Raw genomic sequence first — 20,241 nt, forward strand, 5'->3', positions numbered from 1 at the left:
GGCTTCCTTGTTAAAAAGTATTCAGGTCGGTGGTGTACAGCGAGACGCCCAGCGACGTGCTCAAGCTGATGGTGCCTTCGGCGTCTTCTTCGACGGAAAACAGCAGGAATTCCCGGCGATCGGTCAAGCCGGTTTCGCGGGCGTACAGCATCGAACGGTGCTCGATGCTGTAGCTGTCTTCCGGGTTTTTCAGCTGTTCGCTCAGTTCGACCAATTCCGTCTGACCGTTCTCGGTGCCCCATTCGCGGGTGTATTCGACGCCGTTATGGGTGTAGGTCGGCAACCCGATCAGGCTTTGCGGGCCGGCCAGCCGTCGCAGCTCTGCTTCGCTGCTGATGGTGATGTAACTGAGGTAATTGAACAGGATCACCGACTCGACCTGGCCGGCGATATCGCCGGTGGTGTGCACTTGCAGCCAATACTCTTCCTCGTTCATGTAATAACGCGACAGCCAGGTCGACTGCCCGAGATCAATGGTGCCGTTGCTCCAGATTTGCTGGGAGCCCGGGATCGTCACCGTGGAGTTGCCGTCGAGCAACAACTTCAGCGTCGTGTCGAACATCACCTCTTTGCCCAAGGCCAGGCCCAATGGGCCAGTGACGGCTGACGGCGTTGCGTTGGCAGTCCATTTCGACGGGGTGTTTGTGTTCGTGTTCGGAGCCTCAAGCCCCATCAACTGTTTAAACCATCCCATTGGAGATCTCCTTCAGGCGAGTGGAGGCAATGTAAAAGAGTTCGCCGCCCTGAACGCGCGTGGCACAGGGCGGGTTGATTGACGGTTGCTGCGCGCCTTGGGCGCGATAGCCAATGAGCGTGGCGTTGTGGCGCTGTTTCATTTGCGCGTACAGATCGCCAAAAGTCGCCTCATAGGTGTCGGGCAGTTTCATCAGGTATTGAGTGGCGCCTTCACCCACGCACAGCAATTCGTTGATGACCACTGACGAGCTGGGGTCCTGGGAGGCGCGCACCAACATCTCGATGGCCATACTTGAAGTGCATTCCAGGCTGGGGGCGTAGGCGCTGGCGAGCGCGGCGATTTCACTTTCATTGAAGTGTGCGACCACATGCCCGACCGGGTTCAGTTGATTGATCGCCAGCACGGTGGCCAGGGTCAAATCGTCTGACGAGGTACGCACCAGCACGCGTTCGGCGCCGGGAACACCGGCACGCAGTAACAATGCCGCGGAAGACAGGCTTTCACCTTTGATGAAGTCCGCCTTGCCCGGCAGGGGGTTTTCTTCGAGGGTGCAATCGCAAATGACGATCAGGTTGTCGTTCGAGGTTTCGTCCGCCAGCAACAGTTCAATGACCCGTTCGCTGGACGCGCCTTCCCAGCCGATGAGCACGGTATGGCCGACCTTGCCGGTGAAATCGCCTTTACCCTTCATGCCTTTTCTCCATGCATCGATAACACTGCTGGTGGTTTTGCCGATGGCTGCCGTCAGCAGCGCAATGCCGCCGAGCATGACCCAGGTCGCCACGAAAATTCGCCCGGCCGATGTCTGTGGCGCGAGATCGCCATAGCCCACGGTCAGCGTGGTGGTGAGATAGAAGTAGGTGAACGTGGCGGGGGCGGTGAGGTGGTGTTCGCCCAGAAACACCAGGCCCAGCCAGGCTGTGCTCAGGTGTACGCCCAATGCAATCAATAGGCCCGCCCAGCCGAATCGGTGGAAGAGGGACGAAGCATACATGCGCACTAACAAAAAAATCGACATGGGGTCCCTGGCTCCGTGGGGGGTACTCGTTCCTGGCGATAGAGTCGCGTTGGCATTCGAGTGCTCAAGTGCGCTTACCGGGCGGCATTAAACCTGCTGCGCGGTGCAGATAACAGTACTTTGGCTGCGATAAATCCGGCGAAGGCCCCGAACAGATGCCCTTCGAAGGAAATGCCCCGGCGAGGCAGGAAGCCAAAGACCAGGCCGCCATACAACAGCGCCACGACGCCCGCCGTGAGTACATTGCCCCAGCTCTTCTGGAACCAGGCGCGCGACAGAATGTACGCCCACAGCCCGAACACCCAGCCGCTGGCACCAATGTGTACACCTGCAAAACCGAACAGCCAGACCAGCGAGCCGCCCAGCAGAATAATGATGGCGCTGACCGCCATGAACCGATTGAGCCCTTCGACCATCACCAGCGTTCCCAGAACCAAAAAGGCCACAAGGTTGGCGCTCAGGTGCGAGAAGGACGCATGTAAAAAAGGTGAAGTGACGATGCCGAGCAGTCCATGCACGGTTCGCGGGATCAGGCCGAATGCCATAAGGCTGTAGCCGGTCGCCGCGTTGATCACTTGCAGCGCGACCATGAAGATGGCCAGGCTGGCGATTAGCTTGAAACCCTTCAGGGCATCCATCCTTGACCTCGGTTCTACAAAAAATAAGGGCGATGAGTTCAGTCAGTTAAGGTAACCCACCTGTGGGAGCGAGCTTGTTCGCGATGGCGGTGGGTCAGCCAACATTGATGTTGAATGACATACCGCCATCGCGAGCAAGCTCGCTCCCACAAGGTGTTTGGTGTTGCCCCGACCGCTTTACTCGGCCGATTTTTGCTTCAGGCGTTCCAGGATCGCGTTGGCGCTGCCTTCGTTCGGCGTGATGCCGGCTTCGCGCAGTTTGCGTTCCAGGTCGGTACCGGTCGATGCGTCGGCCAGTTCGTCCTGAGCTTGCAGTTCAGCGGCACGTTGTTGCTGCTTGGCCTGCAAACGGTTCAGGGTGCCGACGGCAGTTTCCAGCTTGCCGTTGGCGCCGCCGCTGGCGATAGAGGCGCTGACCTGGGCTTTCTGCACGCTTTCGCGGGCCTTGGCCATGTCCACTTGCTGGCGCAGGCTCTTGATGCGGTTTTCGGCCTTGGTGATGTCTTTGCGCATGTTTTCCGCGTAACCGCCGAATTCGGTGGCCTGCTTTTGCTCGACATCGAGCTCATTGGTCAGGGTCGAAATCGCTTCGGCGACTTCCATCGCCAAGTCTTCACGGCCGGCGTTCAGGGCGGCAACAGCCTTGGATTCCAGGTCCTTGATTTTGGCGTTGTACTCGCTGACGCGGTCGGCCGACAGTTTGTGCTTGGCCATGATGGTGACCAGTTCACGCTTGGCGTTGGCCAGCGCGCTGTCAGCATCGCGAATTTCCTGGTCGAGGATGCGCAGGGCCTGCTGGTCGACGATGGCTTCGCCCACTTCAGTGGCGCCGCCGCGCAGTGCGGTGAACAACTTGCTCCAGATGGACTGAGTCATTGGATCTTCCTTTCCTGATAATTACTTGAAGAAGCGTTCGAAGGCTTCGATGGCACGCTGAACGTTGTCGACGAGGGTTTTCACCTCGGTCACCACGTTGGTCAGGCTGGAGTCGGAACTCAGCGCGCCAAACATGTTGTAAACGACCTGGCCGTTGGGCATGGACTCGATACCGATCGAGGACAGCGGGAACATTTCCCGGCTGCGCAGCACGGCATCGTTGAAGGCTGGCACGTCGCGGATGGACTCGACGTCGACCAGAACGGTGTCGACGATGATTTGCTCACCTGCCACGGCGATGTGAATCGGCAGTCCGCCAAACTCGTTCATCTCCAGCTTCAGGCTGGGTTCGGCGCTCTGGATCAGGGAGAGCGTGATCTCTTGCGAAGCCACCTCATCAAGGGCCTTGAGGGCGTTGTAGAGGCTATCGATGTTCCAGTTGTTGCCTGCGCTCATGTAATTCTCCGACATGAATGAGCCAGCCAGAATCGGTTGGCGTAGCTGTTGCTCCATCTGCTTGAGCAAGCTTCGGTTTTCGGGAAGCACCCAAGATTCGTGTTTCACATAACCGGCGGCTGCCAGGCCTGCGCGCATCTGCTTCATGTAGAAGCTCGATGGTTTTTTCGCGGACGGTTTCGAGCGGCTTTGCATGGCAGTGACTCCGTTGTGAAAATCTCACGCGTGAGAAACCCTACGCCCAATCCTAAACGTCATCAATGACTCACGCGTGAGTTTTTTCTGCCATGCGCCAAAAGGCCCGCTGCATGGCGGGCCCTGTGGTATTTCAAAGTGTTTCCCGACCGTTAATGAAGGTTGGGATGATCACATTTACCGCGTTTAATCACGCAGGAACTCATCGGTGGACACCACGTTGGCGTAGGCAAAGCCCAAAGCCGACATGAACGCCGCGTGAACATGGGCGGCCGGCACGGTCAGGCCGTTGAATTCCAGGTCACGGGTGGCACAGGCGTCATGAATCACTGTGACGTTGTAGCCAAAATCCGCCGCCGCGCGGGTGATGCCATCGATGCACATGTGGCTCATGCTACCGACCACCACCAATTCCTTGATCCCTTGTTCATCGAGGATCGATTTCAGCTCGGTTTCGCGGAACGAGTTGACGAAGTGCTTGAGGACCACGGGCTCATTGGCGAGGTTGAGCACGTTGGGGTGCAGCTTTGCGCCTTCGGAACCGGGGGTAAAGAACGGAGCCTCTTCGGAGGTGAATTCATGGCGAATGTGCACCACTGAATCACCAGCCTCACGAAAGGCCTTGAGTACACGAACGGCGTTATCTGCCGCGGCGTCAGCGCCGACCAGCGGCCACTTGCCTTGTGGGAAGTAGTCGTTTTGGATATCAACTACGATGAGCGCTTGCTTGGCCATAAGTGTTTCCTTGAAATGCTTGTTGGGTGTGGAACGAAGTATTGGGCCTGGCGGGCCGTCCGAGGATTGGCCGCACCGACAATAGAAGGGGGAAAACTGACAATGGACGCAGAAAGGGCAATCGCCGAACTGGGCGTGCTGATTTATCCCGGCGCGCAGATGGCGGCGGTGCATGGGCTGACGGACCTGTTCGACGTGGCTAACAGAATCGCCGCCGAGCATCAGTCGGCGCGGTTGCCGCTGTTGCGGGTCAGCCATTGGCAGGTTGAGGGCGATCAGGCCCCGGTTCGGGTCTACGACAGCCATCCGGCGCCGGACTCAGCCTTGGTGGCGGTGTTGATCCCGCCGTCGATCGCCAGTTTTTACGCCGGTCAGGTGCCGCAGGCATTGCTCCAGTGGGTTCGTCAGCAGCACGCGAACGGCGCGACCCTCGGTGGCGTCTGCGTGGGCTCGATTCTTTTGGCTGAAAGCGGCCTGCTCGATGGCCGCAGCGCCACCGCGCACTGGACCTCGGCCAAAGCCTTCGCCGAGCGTTACCCGGCGATCAAGCTCAAGGCTGATACGCCGATTGTCGACGACGGCGACTTGATCACCACGGCCGGACTGATGGCCTGGTCCGAGTTGGGGCTGCGCCTGGTGGACCGTTTGCTGGGGCCGAGCATTGCGACCGGCACCGCACGCTTTCTGGTGGTGGAACACAGTGACAGCGCGAGCGAGTGCGGCAGCAACTTTGCACCGATTCTCAGTCATGGCGACGCCTCGATTCTCAAGGTCCAGCATTGGCTGCAAAGTACCGGGGCGACCGATGTGTCGCTGACCGCCATGGCCGAGCGGGCCGGGCTGGAGGAGCGCACGTTCCTGCGTCGCTTCCGCGCGGCGACCGGGCTCAAACCGACCGAATACTGCCAGCACCTGCGGGTCGGCAAGGCCCGGGAAATGCTCGAGTTTACCAACGGCACCATTGATCACATTGCCTGGACCGTGGGGTATCAGGACCCGAGTGCGTTTCGGGCGACGTTCAAGAAAATTACCGGGCTGGCGCCGAGTGATTATCGAACGCGGTTTGGTGTGTCGCCGATGGCCGCAACTCCACGGTAGCCAGATCACTGCATAGCCTGTGGGAGCCGAGTTTGCTCGCGATTGCGCCATAACATTCAACACTGATGTGTCTGATACATCGCCATCGCGAGCAAGCTCGGCTCCCACAGGGCTATCGTGCAAAATGCAGGAGGTGAATCGACTGTCGTGCAGAATAAAACAGGCCTGATGCCATTACCCTTTTCACAACTATCTGATTTAACAGTTGTTTGCGGCGCCCACCGCTTGGCCTGATCTCTGCACCGTTCCCTCAACACTCATCAATCGCCATTTGAAGGGGGACGCATGACCCCAACAAGCCGCAAAAAACTGGTGGTCGCCCATTCCGTGGGCCCCGATGCGCCACAGCATGAAGTCGAAACCAATCGCGCCCTGGCCCGTTGGCTGGCGCAGATTCTGGGCCTTAAGTACGGCGGCAGTTTTGATCAGAAATTGCATGACGGCCGGGATCTCTACCTGCTGCCGACCCAGACCCTGGTAGGCGCCGCTGCCGCCCGGCAAATGGGCGTCAAAGGGCCGGAAGATTTGTGGGGCGGCTACGTCGACCACGATTTCATCTGCACCAAAGCCATCAGCCATGGTTTGCTCAACAAGAATGCTTATGCCCCACCAGGCTGGTCACCGCTGTTTTCCGAACGCGTGCGCAACGTGGTGCTGGATGGCCTCAGCGTGTTCTCCCTCGACGATGCGCGGCCCGCCGCCGAACAGTTGCTCTACAACGGCCCGATCCGGCTCAAGCCGGTGCATGCCTGCGCCGGACGGGGACAGGAAGTGATTGAAAGCCTCGACCAGTTCGACGCCATTCTCGCCAGACCTGATGCCAGCAAGCTGTTCGCCGAAGGCGTAGTGTTGGAGCAGGACCTGAGTGACGTGATTACCCACAGTGTCGGCCAGAGTTTTATCGGCGACACCGTGCTGAGTTACTGCGGTGATCAATACTTGATCGAAGACGGGCAGGGCGAGCGGGTGTACGGCGGCTCCAACCTGCTGGTGGTGCCGGGTTATTACGAGGACCTGCTCAAGCTGCCGTTGCCGGATGACGTGCGATTGGCGATCCGCCAAGCGCAAGTGTTTGACAGCGCCGCCGATGAGGCCTATCCCGGTTTCTATGCGTCACGGCGCAACTACGACATTGCTCAGGGGCTGGACAGTAACGGCAAGCCACGTAGCGGTGTGCTGGAGCAGTCCTGGCGCATGGGCGGTGCCAGCAGCGCGGAAGTGGCCGCGTTGCAGAGCTTCGTCAATGATCCGCGGATGCGCGCGATTCGTGTGTCATCCGTCGAAACCTACATCGATCAACCGCTGCCGGCGGACGCCATCGAGGTGTACCGCGGCCCCGCAGAAAACAGTGACTTTCTTCTCAAGTACGTAACGGTCAAATCCTATGACGGCTAGAAGTGAAACCATTCAGATCGACATCGACGATGAACAGATGAGCGGGACTTTTCTCAGCCCCAAATCCAAGGTTCCCGGCGTGCTGTTCGTGCACGGTTGGGGCGGTAGTCAGGAGCGGGATCTGGAGCGGGCCAAAGGCATCGCCGGTCTGGGGTGCGTGTGCCTGACGTTCGACTTGCGCGGTCACACCGGCGGCACCGGAATCCCGCTGACGCGCGTCACCCGTGAAGACAATTTGCGCGACCTGCTGGCGGCGTATGACCGGCTGCTCGCGCACCCGGCGCTCGACACCTCGGCCATCGCCGTGGTCGGCACCAGTTATGGCGGTTACCTGGCCGCGATACTGACGTCATTACGTCCGGTGCGTTGGCTGGCGCTGCGGGTGCCGGCGCTGTATCGCGACGATCAGTGGCACACACCCAAGCGTGAGCTGGACAAGACCGATCTGCGCGATTACCGCAGCACGTTGATCCGCGCCGACAGCAACCGGGCCCTGCATGCCTGCTCGCAATTCACCGGTGATGTGCTGCTGGTTGAATCCGAGACTGACGACTATGTGCCCCACGCAGCCATCATGAGTTACCGCGCGGCGTGTCAGCAGACCCACTCGCTGACCCACCGGATTATCGACGGCGCCGATCACGCCTTGAGCGACCCGGTTTCGCAGCAGGCGTATACCTCGATTCTGGTGGACTGGATTACCGAGATGGTGGTGGGTGAGCGGTTGAGCATTATTCAATCCCGCTGAGAAATCTTCGCTGTTTTCGAGTCCGTCATCGCGAGCAGGCCCACCCTACAGGTAGACCGCGATCCAAAATGTAAGAGTGAGTCTGCTCGCGATGGCGGCATCCGACTCCCCCCATACTCAAGAAGGTTTCTTCGAGATCCGCAACGACTTGGCCTTGGCCTCCACCACCAGATACATCACCAATGTAATCAATAACGGCAAGATGAAATAAATCGCCCGATACGCCAGCAACCCCGCCACCAGGCTCCCCCGCGAAACCTCATGTTGCAGCAGCGCCACAAACACCGCCTCCAGCACCCCAAGCCCTGCCGGGATATGCGTGATGACCCCGGCGATGGCGCTGATCAGCAGCACACCCAGCACCAGCGGATAGTCCAGCTTGCTCGGCAACAAAGTAAAAATCACCGCCGCCATCAACGACCAGTTCAGCGCCCCCAGTGCCAGTTGCAGCACCGCCATGCGCAGCGATGGCAGGTTGATTTCCACCCCGCGAATCGCCCATTCCCGACGCTTGGAAAACCGGCAGGCGACCAGGTAACCGGCACTCACCAACAGCAGCACCACACCGACGCCTTGCAATGCATCGCTGCTGAGTTTCCAGCCGGGCGGCATGCGCACCAGGCCGCTGCTGAACACGACGCCAGCAATCACCATGTAGCCAAACCAGTTGGTCGCGAGGCTCAAGCCGAGGATTTTCGCGATGTTCCCCTTGCTCACACCCAACCGTGAATACAGCCGATAGCGCATGGCGATGCCACCCACCCATGCACTCAGATTAAGGTTGAACGCATAGCTGATGATCCCCACCGGCAGGATCTGTTTCCACGTCAGGTCCTGGCGAATGTAGGTGCGGCCGATCAGGTCGAAACAGGCGTACACCAGAAAGCTCAACAGCGTCAGCCCCGAGGCGATGACCAGCGTACGTACCTTGAAATCGGCCAGGGTGTCGAAGACTTCGTTCCATTCGAGACGCTGGGCGAGCATCGTCAGCAGGACAATCAGCGCCAGGAAAAACAGCAGGGTCAATGGCCGTTTCCAGCGGCTCCAGCGCGATTTCGCCGGGTGCCCGATGTGTGGGGTCGAATGAGCTTCAGCGCGGGACATGGTGATCGCTCCCGGTCGGCTGGCTGAAGGGCTTCAGGCGCGGCTTGTGGGCCGGCAGCCAACCTGCCCACGCGGGGAAATGCCGCAGGAAGTGAAACACCAGGAAGCCGACCGTCATGTGCCAGATGCGTCCGCGCGGGGCGTTGTCGACGGACATGGCTTTGCAGTGGTTGTCGCTCAGGTGTTCAAGGCGTTCGAACAGCGTGCGATTGAACGCACGGTCGCGGATCAACACATTGGCTTCCAGGTTCATGGACAGGCTCAACGGGTCGAGGTTGCTCGAACCGACGGTGCTCCAGTCCTCATCCACCAATGCGACTTTGCCATGCAGCGGCCGCTCGCAATACTCGTGAATCTGCACGCCTGACTTGAGCAGATAGTCATAGGTCATGCGCGCCGCGAGCTTGGCCACCAGCATGTCCGGCTGCCCTTGCAGGATCAGCCGCACATCGACACCACGGCGCGCCGCGTTGCGGATCTCGCGCAGCAAGCGATAACCGGGAAAGAAGTAGGCGTTGGCGATCACCACCCGACGCTTGGCGCTGCGCAACACCAGCCGGTAAACCTCCTCGATGTCGGAGCGATGGTCGCCATTGTCGCGGTACACCAGCCGAACCTGACCGTCGTGATCGTTGAAGGCCAATTCCGAGCGCCGCTGCCGGCGTCGTTGCCACCAGTATTTGGCACGGGCCGGGCGCCCGCATTGCAGCAGCGCAAAGTGATGAATGTCGGCCACCGCCGGGCCTTGCACTTCAACCGAGTAATCCTGTTTGGCCTCGGGGCCGAAGTCGCCCAGATGGTCGGCGGAAAAATTGATCCCGCCGATGAAGGCAATCGTGCCGTCGACCACCACGATCTTGCGGTGCAGCCGACGGAACCAGTTGGTGCGAATGCCCAGATGCTTTGGCGCCGGATCGAATATCTGGATGTGTACGCCGGCCTGGCTCAACGCCGCCAGGAACCCGGTGCTCAATTCGCCGCAGCCAAAGCCGTCGAGACTGGCGGTGACCCGCACGCCGCGCCGGGCCGCGTCGATCAGCACTTGCTGCAGCTCGTTGCCGACCTTGTCCTCGAACACGATGAAGGTTTCCAGGAGGATTTCCGTGGTGGCCTGACGCATGGCCTCGAACACCCTCGGGAAATACGCTTCACCGTTTTCCAGCAACTCGACCCGGTTGTTGCCTTGCCAGCCGTAGTCGACATTGACCACGCCAGGCTCACGGGTGGTCGGGTTTGTGGACAGGCGTTCCGCGCGGGTTTCTTCCATCGACGGGATGCTCATAGTTCGATCTCCACCGACAGCGGTGCGTGGTCGGAAAGGTGTGACCAGGGGCGCGCCGCCAACACCTGCGGACGACTGGCCTTGAGGTTGCGCACGTAGATGCGGTCCAGTCGAAGCGCCGGCATTCGCGCCGGAAAACTGCGCGCCGGTTTGCCGTGATGTTCGGCGAACACTTCACGCAGGCCACACGGCTTGAGCAGCACATCGGCGCGCTGACGCCAGTCATTGAAGTCCCCGGCCACGATCACCGGCGCATCGTCGGGCAACTCTGCGAGGCGTCGGCTCAACAGTTTTAGCTGTTCAGTGCGATGGGCTTCGCGCAGCCCCAGGTGCACGCAGATGGCGTGGATTTCCTGACCGTCACCGGGCAGGCGTAGCACGCAATGCAGAAGGCCGCGGTTTTCATGGCCGCTGATCGACACGTCCAGGTTGTCATGGCGAATGATCTGGAATTTCGACAGCAGCGCATTGCCGTGATCGCCCGCCGGGTAGACCGCGTTGCGGCCATAGGCGAACTGCGGCCACAACGTGTCGGCGAGGAATTCGTACTGCGGCATCGCCGGCCAGTTGCTGTAGCGCATGGGATGCTGCTCATGGGCGCCATGGACTTCCTGCAAAAACACCACGTCGGCGGACACGCTGCGCACCGCTTCACGCAACTCCGGCAGGATGAAACGCCGGTTCAGCGCGGTAAAACCTTTGTGCGTATTGACCGTCAGCACCGTGAAGCGGCGCACGGCGGTCAGGAGGGCGGACGGCTCATCCGCTGCGTCGAGCGGCTCGGGAATGTTCATGGCAGCACGCCTTCCGCTGCCGGCTCACCGGGGGCGGTGGCGAGTTCGTTGTCGAGGTGGAAGCGCTCGAGCAGGCGCCGCGCATCGAAGGGCGCACGGACCTTGATGTCGTTATCGAAATAACAGAACACCTCGCGGGATTTGCGGGCCTTGGGTTTCTGCCGAGGTGCGATCAATTGCGCGTCCGACGGTTGCTGGCCATGCACCCAGGCGTCGATCCGGTCGGCCCAGCGTTTCAGCGCCTGCGGGGGGTAGCCGCTGGCGTAGAGCTCTTCGGCACCGTGCAGGCGCAGGTAGACGAAATCGCTGGTGAGGTCTTCGCGGTACGGCCATTTACCCACCGTATCGGCAATCACCAGCGCGGCGTTGTAGCGTTTGAGCAGACGGATGAACGCCGGGTCGACAAAGCTTTCGTTCCTGATTTCCACGGCATGCCGTACAGGTTTTTTCTTGTGCGCCGTGAGGCTGGCGTGGCCGTTCAGGTGCGAATCGTGCTGGCGGGCGAGGGCGGCCGCCTGCTGGGTGTCGTGGGGTAATTGTTCGAGGAAGCTTTCGAACACATCGGCGTCGAATTTGAAGTTGGGCGGGAATTGCCAGAGGATCGGCCCAAGCTTTTCCTTGAGCTCCAGCACCCCGGAGGCGAAAAAGTTTGCCAGTGGATGATGGACATCCCGCAGGCGTTTGATGTGGGTAATGAAACGCGGGCCTTTGACGCTGAAGACGAAACCCGGCGGGGTGTCGGCGTACCACTCGGCGTAACGTTCCGGCCGTTGCAAGGCGTAAAACGATCCATTGATTTCAATACTGTTGACTGCCCGCGACGCGAATTGCAATTCGCGTTTCTGGGTCAGCCCCTTTGGGTAGAAACTCCCCCGCCAAGGCGCATAACGCCAGCCTGAAATGCCGATATGAATCGCCGCCATGTCGCCTCCCGTCTGATGGTCCTCGGACAGCCCTGTCTTTGGATGACTGCCGGGCGGGAGAGAAAGTTTCGACGGGACTACGGACGGTACGGCACACACATATCCAATGTAGGAGTGAGCCTGCTCGCGATGACGGAGTGTCAGTCAACATTCACAGCGACTGATTCACCGCTATCGCGAGCAGGCTCACTCCTTCAGGTTAAATCAGTGCCCGGCGACGATTCGGGTTGAACCTTGATACACCGGCCCCAACCGATCAAGTCGACCGCTCCACGCCGTCAGCGCCAATGCCACCAACACCACCAGGCCACCGATCCACGCGGTATGAATTAACCCCAGGTGCGCAACAATCAAACCACCACCCCACGCACCTCCTGCAATACCGAGGTTGAACGCCGCAATGTTCAACCCCGAGGCGACATCCACCGCCTGCGGCGTGTGATGTTCGGCCTGACGCACCACATACACTTGCAGGCCCGGCACGTTGCCGAACGCGACGGCGCCCCACACCAGCACCGTGACCAGCGCCAGCCATGGGTTGCCGGCAGTAAACGTCAACATGAACAGCACCGCCGCGAGCAAGGCGAAGATGATTTTCAGCGCGCTGATCGGGCCACGCGTGTCCGCCAGTTTGCCGCCCCAGATGTTCCCCACCGCCACCGAAACGCCGTAGACCAGCAGCACCAGGCTCACTGTGCCGGCACTAAAGCCGGAAATGTCCTGGAGAATCGGCGCCAGGAAGGTGAACGCGATGAACGAACCGCCATAACCCACCGCCGTCATGGCGTACACCAGCAGCAGGCGCGGTTGCTTGAGCACCTGCAATTGCTGCAACAGTGAAGCGGGTTTGCTGTGGGCGATGTTTTTCGGCACGTAGATCAGGCTGCCAATGAAGGCGATTACGCCCAAGGCCGACACCGCGAGGAAGGTTTCACGCCAGCCGAAATGCTGACCGATGAACGTCCCCAGCGGCACACCGGTGACCAGCGCCACGGTCAGGCCGGTGAACATGATGGCAATCGCACTGGCGGCTTTTTCCTTGGGCACCAGGCTGGTGGCGATGGTCGAGCCAATCGAGAAAAACACCCCGTGGGCCAGGCCAGTGACGATCCGCGCAATGATCAACGACTCGTAGCTCGGCGCTTGCCAGGCCAGCAAGTTGCCGAGGGTAAACAGCACCATCAGCGACAGCAGCAGCATTTTGCGCGGGACTTTGCCGGTCAGGGCCGTCAGTACCGGGGCGCCGATGGCCACGCCCAGGGCATAGAGGCTGACCAGCAGGCCGGCGGACGGCAGGTTGACGCCAAGGTCGGCGCCGATGGTGGGTAACAGGCCAACGATGACGAACTCGGTCGTCCCGATGGCGAAGGCGCTGAGGGTCAGCGCGAGCAAGGCAATGGGCATGACTGCAACTCCGGTGGGTTTGAGTGAATGGAGCGCAGTGTCGGGGTTCCGGTTGTGCGGAAAAATACAGGAGGGAGCATTTGATATTTGCGTTAAGGTCAAATATCGACAGTGCTCTACAGTTATTCGCGGGAGTGAGCTTGCTCCCACAGGGAATGGCCCCGTCCTTTATCCCGCGGCCAAAACCGAACTTACCCGCTATTTTCCGATCAGGTTCTTACAGACTTTTTCGACGGAGCTCCCCGTTTTGCTCAAGTTCAAAACTGCGATATCGCTGGCGCTACTTCTGTTCACATGCAGCCTCGGGCTGCAAGCGGCAACGCTGCCGGGCCTGCCGGCGACCAGCACCGCCGCGACGCCACCGGCTCAGCCGGAGCCACTGGTCCAGGGCGGTTTGCTCGGGGCGATCAGTTCGAGCATCGATGAGGTCGAGAGCAAACTTGATCTCAACGAAGACCTGGTTGACGCCTGGCGATTGCGCGCAGACCGAGCGGCGGACGAAGTGGATCAACTGGTCAATCATCCCTCGGCGCGTTCCAGTTGGAGCGTGATGGGGGATTTCCTGATTTTGTCCGGTGTATGGATGAGCGTTTTTGCGATGCTTTGGCTGCTCGGTGGAATGCTCGCCACGCGACTGAGCGAGCACCGCTTGCTGCTCACCCGTGAACGCGGCCAGGCCGTGCTCGGTTATCTGTTGCCATTCAGCCTGCCGGCGCTGATCAGCCTGCCGTTGACGATTGTCGTCAGCCACTACCTGCCGGTGTCTGCCGGTCGGGCGCTGGCGCTGTGTTTCGCCTACGCCACCAGCAGCGGCATTTTCGCCGCCTCGCTGGTGCTCACATTGGTGGTCTTGTTCAACACCGGGAACAAGCGCCGGGCGGTGCAGATTCTCCGCGATTACACCCCGCGCCCGCTGTTTGGCATCGGTTTTCTGGTCGCGCTCAGCGATGCCTTGACCAGCCCGCAGATCGCCCACCAATTGGGCAGCAACCTGACCAGCAGCATCGCGGTATTGACCGGGCTTGGGGCCTCGATTTCCTTTGGTCTGCTGGTGATCAAGATGCGCCGCCCGGTCGCGCACCTGATCCGCATTCTGCCGTTGGCGCAACGCCTCAAACAGCCGGCATTGCGCGAGACGCTGCGGATTTTTTCGGGGCTGTGGTATTGGCCGATTCTGTTGATGGTGATGGTCTCGGTCATGAACCTGATCAGCATCAGCGATGACAATCAGCAGGTGCTGCGCAGCGCGCTGTTCACCACCGTGTTGTTGATCGCCACGGTGTTTCTCAGCACGACGTTGCATCACTTGTTCAAGTCCCGCAGCGAGCAAGCGGCGCGCCGCAGCAATGCCTACAAAGAGCGATTTCTGAGCCTTTCACACGCCTTGCTGCGGATCAGCATGGCGATTGTGTTCATCGACATCCTGGGGCGTATCTGGGGGGTGTCACTCCTGGAATTCGCGATGAGCAACACGGTCGGACGCGCGATCAGTGATTCGCTGAGCCGCATCGGCCTGATCTTCCTCGTGACCTGGATGGTCTGGGTGGTGCTCGACACGGCGATTCAGGAAGCCCTGAAACCACCGGTCAACAAACGCTCCGCACGCCAGCCAAGCACGCGGGTGAAAACCATCCTGCCGCTGCTGCGCAATGCGATGAAAATCCTGCTGGTGGTGGTCTGTGCGATCACCACCATGGCCAACCTGGGGATCAACGTCGCGCCGTTCCTGGCCGGTGCCGGGGTGGTGGGGCTGGCCATCGGTTTCGGTTCCCAGCAACTGGTGCAGGACGTCATCACCGGGCTGTTCATCATCATCGAAGACACCTTGTCGATCGGTGATTGGGTGGTGCTCGATTCCGGGCATGCGGGCACGGTCGAAGGCCTGACCATCCGCACCTTGCGCCTGCGTGACGGCAAGGGTTTTGTGCACTCGGTGCCGTTCGGCCAGATCAAGGCAGTGACCAATCAATCCCGGCAATTTGCTTACGCGTTCTTCTCGGTGCAGTTCACCTATGACACCGACGTCGACAAGGCGATCGAGTTGATCCGTGAGGCCGGGCATTCGATCAGCGACGACCCGTTTCTCAAGTACAACCTGCAAGGGCCGCTCGACGTCTTCGGGGTCGACAAAATGGACCTCAATGGCGTGGTGCTGACGGCGCAGTTCCGTACCGTGTCGGGGGGGCAATATGCGGTGAGCCGGGCGTTTAACCAGCGATTGAAAAAGCTTGTGGATAACAGTCCTTGGGTGCATTTCGCGCAGACTTATCCACAGCAGGTTTTTATGCCGCAGCGGCAGATGGATGGGGATGACGAATTGGCGCAGGAGCATTCGGCGGTGTTGCTGCCGGATCAGCCTAGAACTCAGTGATTTGTGTTGACGCTGATGGCCCTATCGCGAGCAAGCTCGCTCCCACAGGTTGTATGAACGACGCACATCCAATGTGGGAGCGAGCTTGCTCGCGATGAGGACCGCCCGGACACCATCAATGCCGGATCAGTTTGTTGTGTAACTCAGCACTCGATACCTGATCCAGCTCCAGCCAATAATGCTGCGTGCCGGCAATCTCCGCCGCCGCCGGCAACCCATCGCGGTACACCAACCGATTACTCGCCAACGCCGGCACCTTCGCTCCCGGTAACAGCGTCCCGGCCAGGTTCAGCGGATCAACCCCGCACACTGCAATCAAGCTTCCGTCATGCGGCCGACGACGTACTTCGCGCAATAGGGGAATAGCTTCGGGCAACGCAAATTGTTCGCCGGCCAAACCACTGACAAACCGCCCGCCGCGTATCTCGCCCCGTGCCTCCAGCCGATGAAAGGTACGCAGCAATTCGCGCCAGCTCGGCAGCCAATCCGCCTCTCGTTCCAGCAAACGCCAGAACACCACGCCATAGCGTCGCAGCAAGGTCATGGCGATGTGTTCCAGTGTCTCGACAGGCGTGGGCGCTGGGCGCTGGTTCTCCACAACCGGCGTGGCAGGCCCGCGGCGTAACAGCGCCCAGCGCCCGGCATCGTCCATGCCGCCGACAAATGCCCCGCGCCCGCGTCGGCTGCTGCGATTCTGGCGTTTGCTGGCCGGGGTGATCAGCGCCCGCAAGCCAGCGAAGCTGTCGGCATTCACCAGTCCGGCGCCGACCAGTTCCTGCAAGGCGATTTCCAGTTCCGAGCGCAGCAGATGGGCTTCGTGAATCAGCTCATCGAAAAACAGCGCGCCGTGCTGGCTGAGCGCTTCGTGAACCTTTTGTGTTTTGGGCGACAGTTCGCTGACCGCTGTCTGCTCGGTCAAGCTACTCCACAAGCCGACCTGGCTGCGCGGCAGCAACAGAATCGGCGTGCTGCGCAGCGCCGTGCTGGCGCTTTTGTTGGGAGCGGTCAGGCGTGTCCAGACCAGTTTTCCGCTGCGGCAAAGATCGTCCAGCCAGCCTGGCGAATAATCTTTGATCCGCGCCGGCAGGATGTCGCTGTCCCAGGCCGATGCAGCGGCGGGGTAGCCTTCGAACTGACTGATAATCGCCGGCAAAACCGCGCTGCCTTGGCCCTGAGTCGAGACCGACAGGTGCTGCCAGTCGAACAGAAAACGCATGAAGTCCTGTAACGCCACCGGCTCGATTTCCCGGCGCAAACGCTTGACGGTGTAGCGGTGAATGCGCGCCAGTAGATGCCGCTCGCACCATTCCTCATGACCCGCGCCGGGCGTGAACCGGCCGCGCAACACATAGCCTTCGCGTTCCAGTTGCGCCAAGGCCTGAGTGACATGATTGGCCGCCACTCCAAGCGGTTCGGCAATCGCGCCCAGTGGCAACGGCCCGAATGCGCTGAGCCGAGCGCGGATCACTTCAACGATGGCTTCTTCTGGCGCCCAAACCTCATCGAAACCGGGCAACGCTTGCAGTTCAGGCAACAAAATCGCCTGTGGATAAATCGCCTGCCAGCAAGTCAACCGCTCCAGGGCCAGCCACAACGATTGCCTGGCGTTGATCTGCAAGCGGCTGGCGCGCCCGCTGTCGGCCAGGGCGTTCAGCCAATCGAGCCAGTGCGCATTGGCCTGCGCTTCTGTGTCGGTGATGCACGCAAGGCTCATCAACGCCTCGTGCATTTCATCGACGCCGGTGGGTGTCGGCCAGGCCTCATCGCGTACCGCTTGAATCGCTTCGGTATCCAGCGCGCCGAGGTCATCGGTTGACTGTGGGTCGGTCCAGCGCCGGTTGAGCACGGCTTGCGTGCGGCGCTCTTCCAATGGCGCATCGTCGAGAAAGGTGTAGGGCCGGGCGCTGAGGATTTCCGCTGCCAGTGGGGAGGGCGCCGGCAAGTCGCGACTGATCAGCCGCACGTCACCCCGTTCCATGCGCCGCAACAGAGTCAGCCAGCCTTCGCTGTCCATCGCCTCGTGCAGGCAATCGTCGAGGGTCTGTTCCACCAACGGATGGTCGGGAATTTCGCGCTCGCCGGCGAGGTTTTCCACACAGGCAATCTGATCGGGGAAGACGCTGGCGATCAGGTCTTCGCTTTTTATTCGCTGGATCTGCGGCGGCACTTTGCGTCCGCCGCTGTAGCGCGGCAGGGCCAGGGCGACACCGGTATTCCAGCGCCAGCGCACGCCGAACAACGGCGCGTCGAGGACCGCTTGAATCAGGATGTGCTCGGCGCTGTTGCTGTGCAGGTAACGCCAGACGTCGTCGAGTTCAAAACTGTGGCTGGTGGACAGCGACAGCACGATCGCGTCTTCGCTGGCGGCAGCCTGCAATTCGAAGTTGAACGTGCGGCAGAAACGCTTGCGCAGGGCCAGGCCCCAGGCACGGTTGATGCGGCTGCCGAACGGGGTGTGGATGATCAGTTGCGTGCCGCCGGACTCGTCGAAAAACCGCTCCATCAGCAGTGTGTCTTGTGACGGCAGGGCGCCGAGCGTCAGGCGTGCGCGGGCGAGGTAATCCACCAGTTGCCCGGCGCTGGCGAGGTTCAGGCCGAGGGTGTCGGTCAGCCAGTCGAGGGCCGGTTGCAGGTTGCCCGGTGTGGCGCCGAGCAGGTCGTCGAGGTGCGCTTGCAAGCGCGCAACGGCAAATGACAGTTCCGCGCTGCGCCCCGGCGCTTCGCCGAGCCAGAAAGGAATGGTCGGCGGCTGGCCCTGAGCGTCTTCGACCCGGACCTTGCCGGTTTCGACCCGCAGGATCCGGTAGGAGGTATTGCCCAGCTGGAACACATCCCCGGCGATGCTTTCCACCGCAAAGTCTTCGTTGACGCTGCCGATGTTCAGTCCTTGGGGTTCCAGCAACACACTGTAGTCGGCGTTGTCCGGAATGGTGCCTCCGCTGGTCACCGCCGTCAGTTTGGCGCCCCGGCGGCCGCGCAGGGTGCGGGTGACTGCATCACGGTGCAGGTAAGCGCTGCGGATGCCCTGACGCCCGTTGTAACCCTCGGCGAGCATGTGCAGCAGCGCCTGATAATGTTTTTCGTCGAGTCCGGCATACGGCGAGGCGTTGCGGAATGTCTCCAGCAATGCCTGTTCCGACCATTCCTGGCAACTGACTTCGGCGATGATTTGCTGTGCGAGTACGTCCAGCGGCGCGGTAGGAATCTGCAGCGTGTCGAGTTCGCCGCGCCGCACGCAATCGAGCAGCGCGGCGCATTCGATCAGGTCGTCGCGGGTGGTGGCGAACAAGCGGCCCTTGGGCGTACCGCCGACCTGGTGTCCGGAGCGACCCACTCTTTGCAGGAACCCGGAAATCGAGCGCGGCGAGGCAATTTGGCACACCAGATCGACGTCGCCGATGTCGATGCCCAACTCCAGCGAAGCGGTGGCGATCAGCACTTGCAGGTCGCCGCGCTTGAGCCGTTGTTCGGCGTCCAGGCGAAACTCTTTGGCCAGACTGCCGTGGTGCGCGGCCACCGCGTCTTTGCCGAGGCGTTCGCTCAGGTGCCGGCTCAGACGCTCGGCGAGGCGCCGGGTATTGACGAAAATCAGCGTGGTCCGGTGTTCGCGGGCGAGGGCGGCGAGGCGGTCGTAGACCTGTTCCCAGACGTCATTGGCCATGACCGCCGATAACGGCACGGGCGGTACTTCGATGTCCAGGTCCCGTGGGCGGGCGTGGCCGATGTCGACGATGGCGCAGGGACGGTCGCGGCCCACCAGAAAACGCGACACTGCTTCGATGGGTTTTTGCGTGGCGGACAGGCCGATGCGCATCAGCGGTTCTGCACACAGCGCCTGTAACCGTTCAAGGCTCAGGGCCAAATGGCTGCCACGTTTGCTCGCGGCGATGGCGTGAATTTCATCGACGATCACGGTGCGCGTGGTGCCGAGCATCTGCCGGCCAGAATCGGAGCCGAGCAGCACGTAAAGGGATTCCGGGGTGGTCACCAGAATGTGCGGCGCGGTCTTGCGCATGGCCGAGCGGTCTTTTTGCGGGGTGTCGCCGGTGCGCACAGCGGTGTTGATCTGCAGTTCGGGCAAGCCCATCGCCCGTAATTGCGTGGTGATTCCAGCCAACGGGTTTTGCAGGTTGATCTGGATGTCGTTGGACAAGGCCTTGAGCGGCGAGACATAGACCACCAGGGTTTCGTCTGGCAGCCCGTCGTCGGTTTCCAGGCCGCGGTGAACCAGGTCGTCGATGACGGCGAGGAAGGCGGTAAGGGTTTTACCGGAGCCGGTGGGCGCAGCGATCAGGGTCGAGCGGCGCTGACGAATCAACGGCCACGCCCGGGCCTGGGCGGCGGTGACCGTCGGGAAGGTGCTGCTGAACCAGGCGCTGACGGCAGGGTGGAAGCCTGCCAGGGCGCTGTCCATGGGGATTGGCAGATTCATGAAGTCAGTTATGCGGGTGGGGAAATGAAGTTGCAAGTACCGCTCGGGATCTGCGCTGTACTTCAGGGCCCTATC

16 protein-coding genes are annotated in these 20,241 nt (G+C 60.9%); 4 read left to right on the forward strand and 12 right to left on the reverse strand.

Annotation, left to right across the window (positions count from 1 at the left end):
• Window positions 1-10: 10 nt before the first annotated feature.
• The 6 genes from AB4N43_RS20210 to AB4N43_RS20235 form a co-directional block, all read right to left on the reverse strand.
• On the reverse strand, window positions 11-694 hold the full coding sequence (locus AB4N43_RS20210) for a DUF2491 family protein (protein ID WP_460151883.1): 684 nt from the start codon (window positions 692-694) through the stop codon (window positions 11-13).
• Entirely contained in the window at window positions 681-1,715 is a 1,035-nt protein-coding gene (locus AB4N43_RS20215; RefSeq protein WP_460151884.1) for an ion channel, read from the reverse strand. The genes AB4N43_RS20210 and AB4N43_RS20215 overlap by 14 nt, the downstream gene beginning before the upstream one ends.
• Before the next feature lie 74 nt (window positions 1,716-1,789).
• Complete coding sequence (locus AB4N43_RS20220) at window positions 1,790-2,353, reverse strand: rhomboid family intramembrane serine protease (protein ID WP_027924367.1); 564 nt, start codon at window positions 2,351-2,353, stop codon at window positions 1,790-1,792.
• A 177-nt stretch (window positions 2,354-2,530) separates the two neighbouring features.
• Window positions 2,531-3,229: a PspA/IM30 family protein gene (locus AB4N43_RS20225; RefSeq protein ID WP_027924366.1), complete on the reverse strand. Its 699-nt coding sequence runs from the start codon at window positions 3,227-3,229 to the stop codon at window positions 2,531-2,533.
• A 21-nt stretch (window positions 3,230-3,250) separates the two neighbouring features.
• The gene (locus AB4N43_RS20230) at window positions 3,251-3,832 is read right to left on the reverse strand and encodes a YjfI family protein (RefSeq protein WP_027924365.1); all 582 of its coding nucleotides are present in this window, start codon (window positions 3,830-3,832) and stop codon (window positions 3,251-3,253) included.
• Between the two features lie 234 nt (window positions 3,833-4,066).
• Complete coding sequence (locus AB4N43_RS20235; protein ID WP_027924364.1) at window positions 4,067-4,615, reverse strand: cysteine hydrolase family protein; 549 nt, start codon at window positions 4,613-4,615, stop codon at window positions 4,067-4,069.
• A gap of 102 nt (window positions 4,616-4,717) precedes the next feature.
• On the opposite strand from AB4N43_RS20235, the gene AB4N43_RS20240 reads away from it, so the two are divergent.
• The 3 genes from AB4N43_RS20240 to AB4N43_RS20250 all read left to right on the forward strand — a co-directional run bounded on the left by AB4N43_RS20240 (window position 4,718) and on the right by AB4N43_RS20250 (window position 7,856).
• Entirely contained in the window at window positions 4,718-5,713 is a 996-nt protein-coding gene (locus tag AB4N43_RS20240) for a GlxA family transcriptional regulator (protein ID WP_027924363.1), read from the forward strand.
• Window positions 5,714-5,998: 285 nt separating this feature from the next.
• The gene (locus AB4N43_RS20245; RefSeq protein ID WP_027924362.1) at window positions 5,999-7,108 is read left to right on the forward strand and encodes a DUF3182 family protein; all 1,110 of its coding nucleotides are present in this window, start codon (window positions 5,999-6,001) and stop codon (window positions 7,106-7,108) included.
• The gene (locus tag AB4N43_RS20250) at window positions 7,098-7,856 is read left to right on the forward strand and encodes an alpha/beta hydrolase family protein (protein WP_027924361.1); all 759 of its coding nucleotides are present in this window, start codon (window positions 7,098-7,100) and stop codon (window positions 7,854-7,856) included. The genes AB4N43_RS20245 and AB4N43_RS20250 overlap by 11 nt, the downstream gene beginning before the upstream one ends.
• A 117-nt stretch (window positions 7,857-7,973) precedes the next feature.
• Here the strand turns inward: AB4N43_RS20250 and AB4N43_RS20255 are convergent, their stop codons facing one another.
• The 5 genes from AB4N43_RS20255 to AB4N43_RS20275 all read right to left on the reverse strand — a co-directional run bounded on the left by AB4N43_RS20255 (window position 7,974) and on the right by AB4N43_RS20275 (window position 13,363).
• Window positions 7,974-8,960: a lysylphosphatidylglycerol synthase domain-containing protein gene (locus AB4N43_RS20255; RefSeq protein ID WP_027924360.1), complete on the reverse strand. Its 987-nt coding sequence runs from the start codon at window positions 8,958-8,960 to the stop codon at window positions 7,974-7,976.
• Window positions 8,947-10,242, reverse strand: a complete 1,296-nt coding sequence (clsB, locus tag AB4N43_RS20260) for a cardiolipin synthase ClsB (RefSeq protein WP_460151885.1) — start codon at window positions 10,240-10,242, stop codon at window positions 8,947-8,949. Before clsB ends, AB4N43_RS20255 begins: the two co-directional genes overlap by 14 nt.
• On the reverse strand, window positions 10,239-11,036 hold the full coding sequence (locus AB4N43_RS20265) for an endonuclease/exonuclease/phosphatase family protein (protein WP_027924358.1): 798 nt from the start codon (window positions 11,034-11,036) through the stop codon (window positions 10,239-10,241). Before AB4N43_RS20265 ends, clsB begins: the two co-directional genes overlap by 4 nt.
• Entirely contained in the window at window positions 11,033-11,959 is a 927-nt protein-coding gene (locus AB4N43_RS20270; protein WP_460151886.1) for a DUF72 domain-containing protein, read from the reverse strand. Before AB4N43_RS20270 ends, AB4N43_RS20265 begins: the two co-directional genes overlap by 4 nt.
• 204 nt (window positions 11,960-12,163) lie before the next feature.
• Window positions 12,164-13,363 carry an MFS transporter gene (locus AB4N43_RS20275; protein ID WP_460151887.1) on the reverse strand — a complete coding sequence of 400 codons (1,200 nt, stop codon included), beginning with the start codon at window positions 13,361-13,363 and terminating at the stop codon, window positions 12,164-12,166.
• Window positions 13,364-13,610: 247 nt separating this feature from the next.
• On the opposite strand from AB4N43_RS20275, the gene AB4N43_RS20280 reads away from it, so the two are divergent.
• Window positions 13,611-15,734 carry a mechanosensitive ion channel family protein gene (locus AB4N43_RS20280; RefSeq protein ID WP_460151888.1) on the forward strand — a complete coding sequence of 708 codons (2,124 nt, stop codon included), beginning with the start codon at window positions 13,611-13,613 and terminating at the stop codon, window positions 15,732-15,734.
• Window positions 15,735-15,849: 115 nt separating this feature from the next.
• Here the strand turns inward: AB4N43_RS20280 and AB4N43_RS20285 are convergent, their stop codons facing one another.
• Window positions 15,850-20,166, reverse strand: a complete 4,317-nt coding sequence (locus AB4N43_RS20285; protein ID WP_460151889.1) for an Lhr family helicase — start codon at window positions 20,164-20,166, stop codon at window positions 15,850-15,852.
• Between the last annotated feature and the right edge of the window lie 75 nt (window positions 20,167-20,241).

This window comes from Pseudomonas sp. S2_B07 (assembly GCF_054668435.1).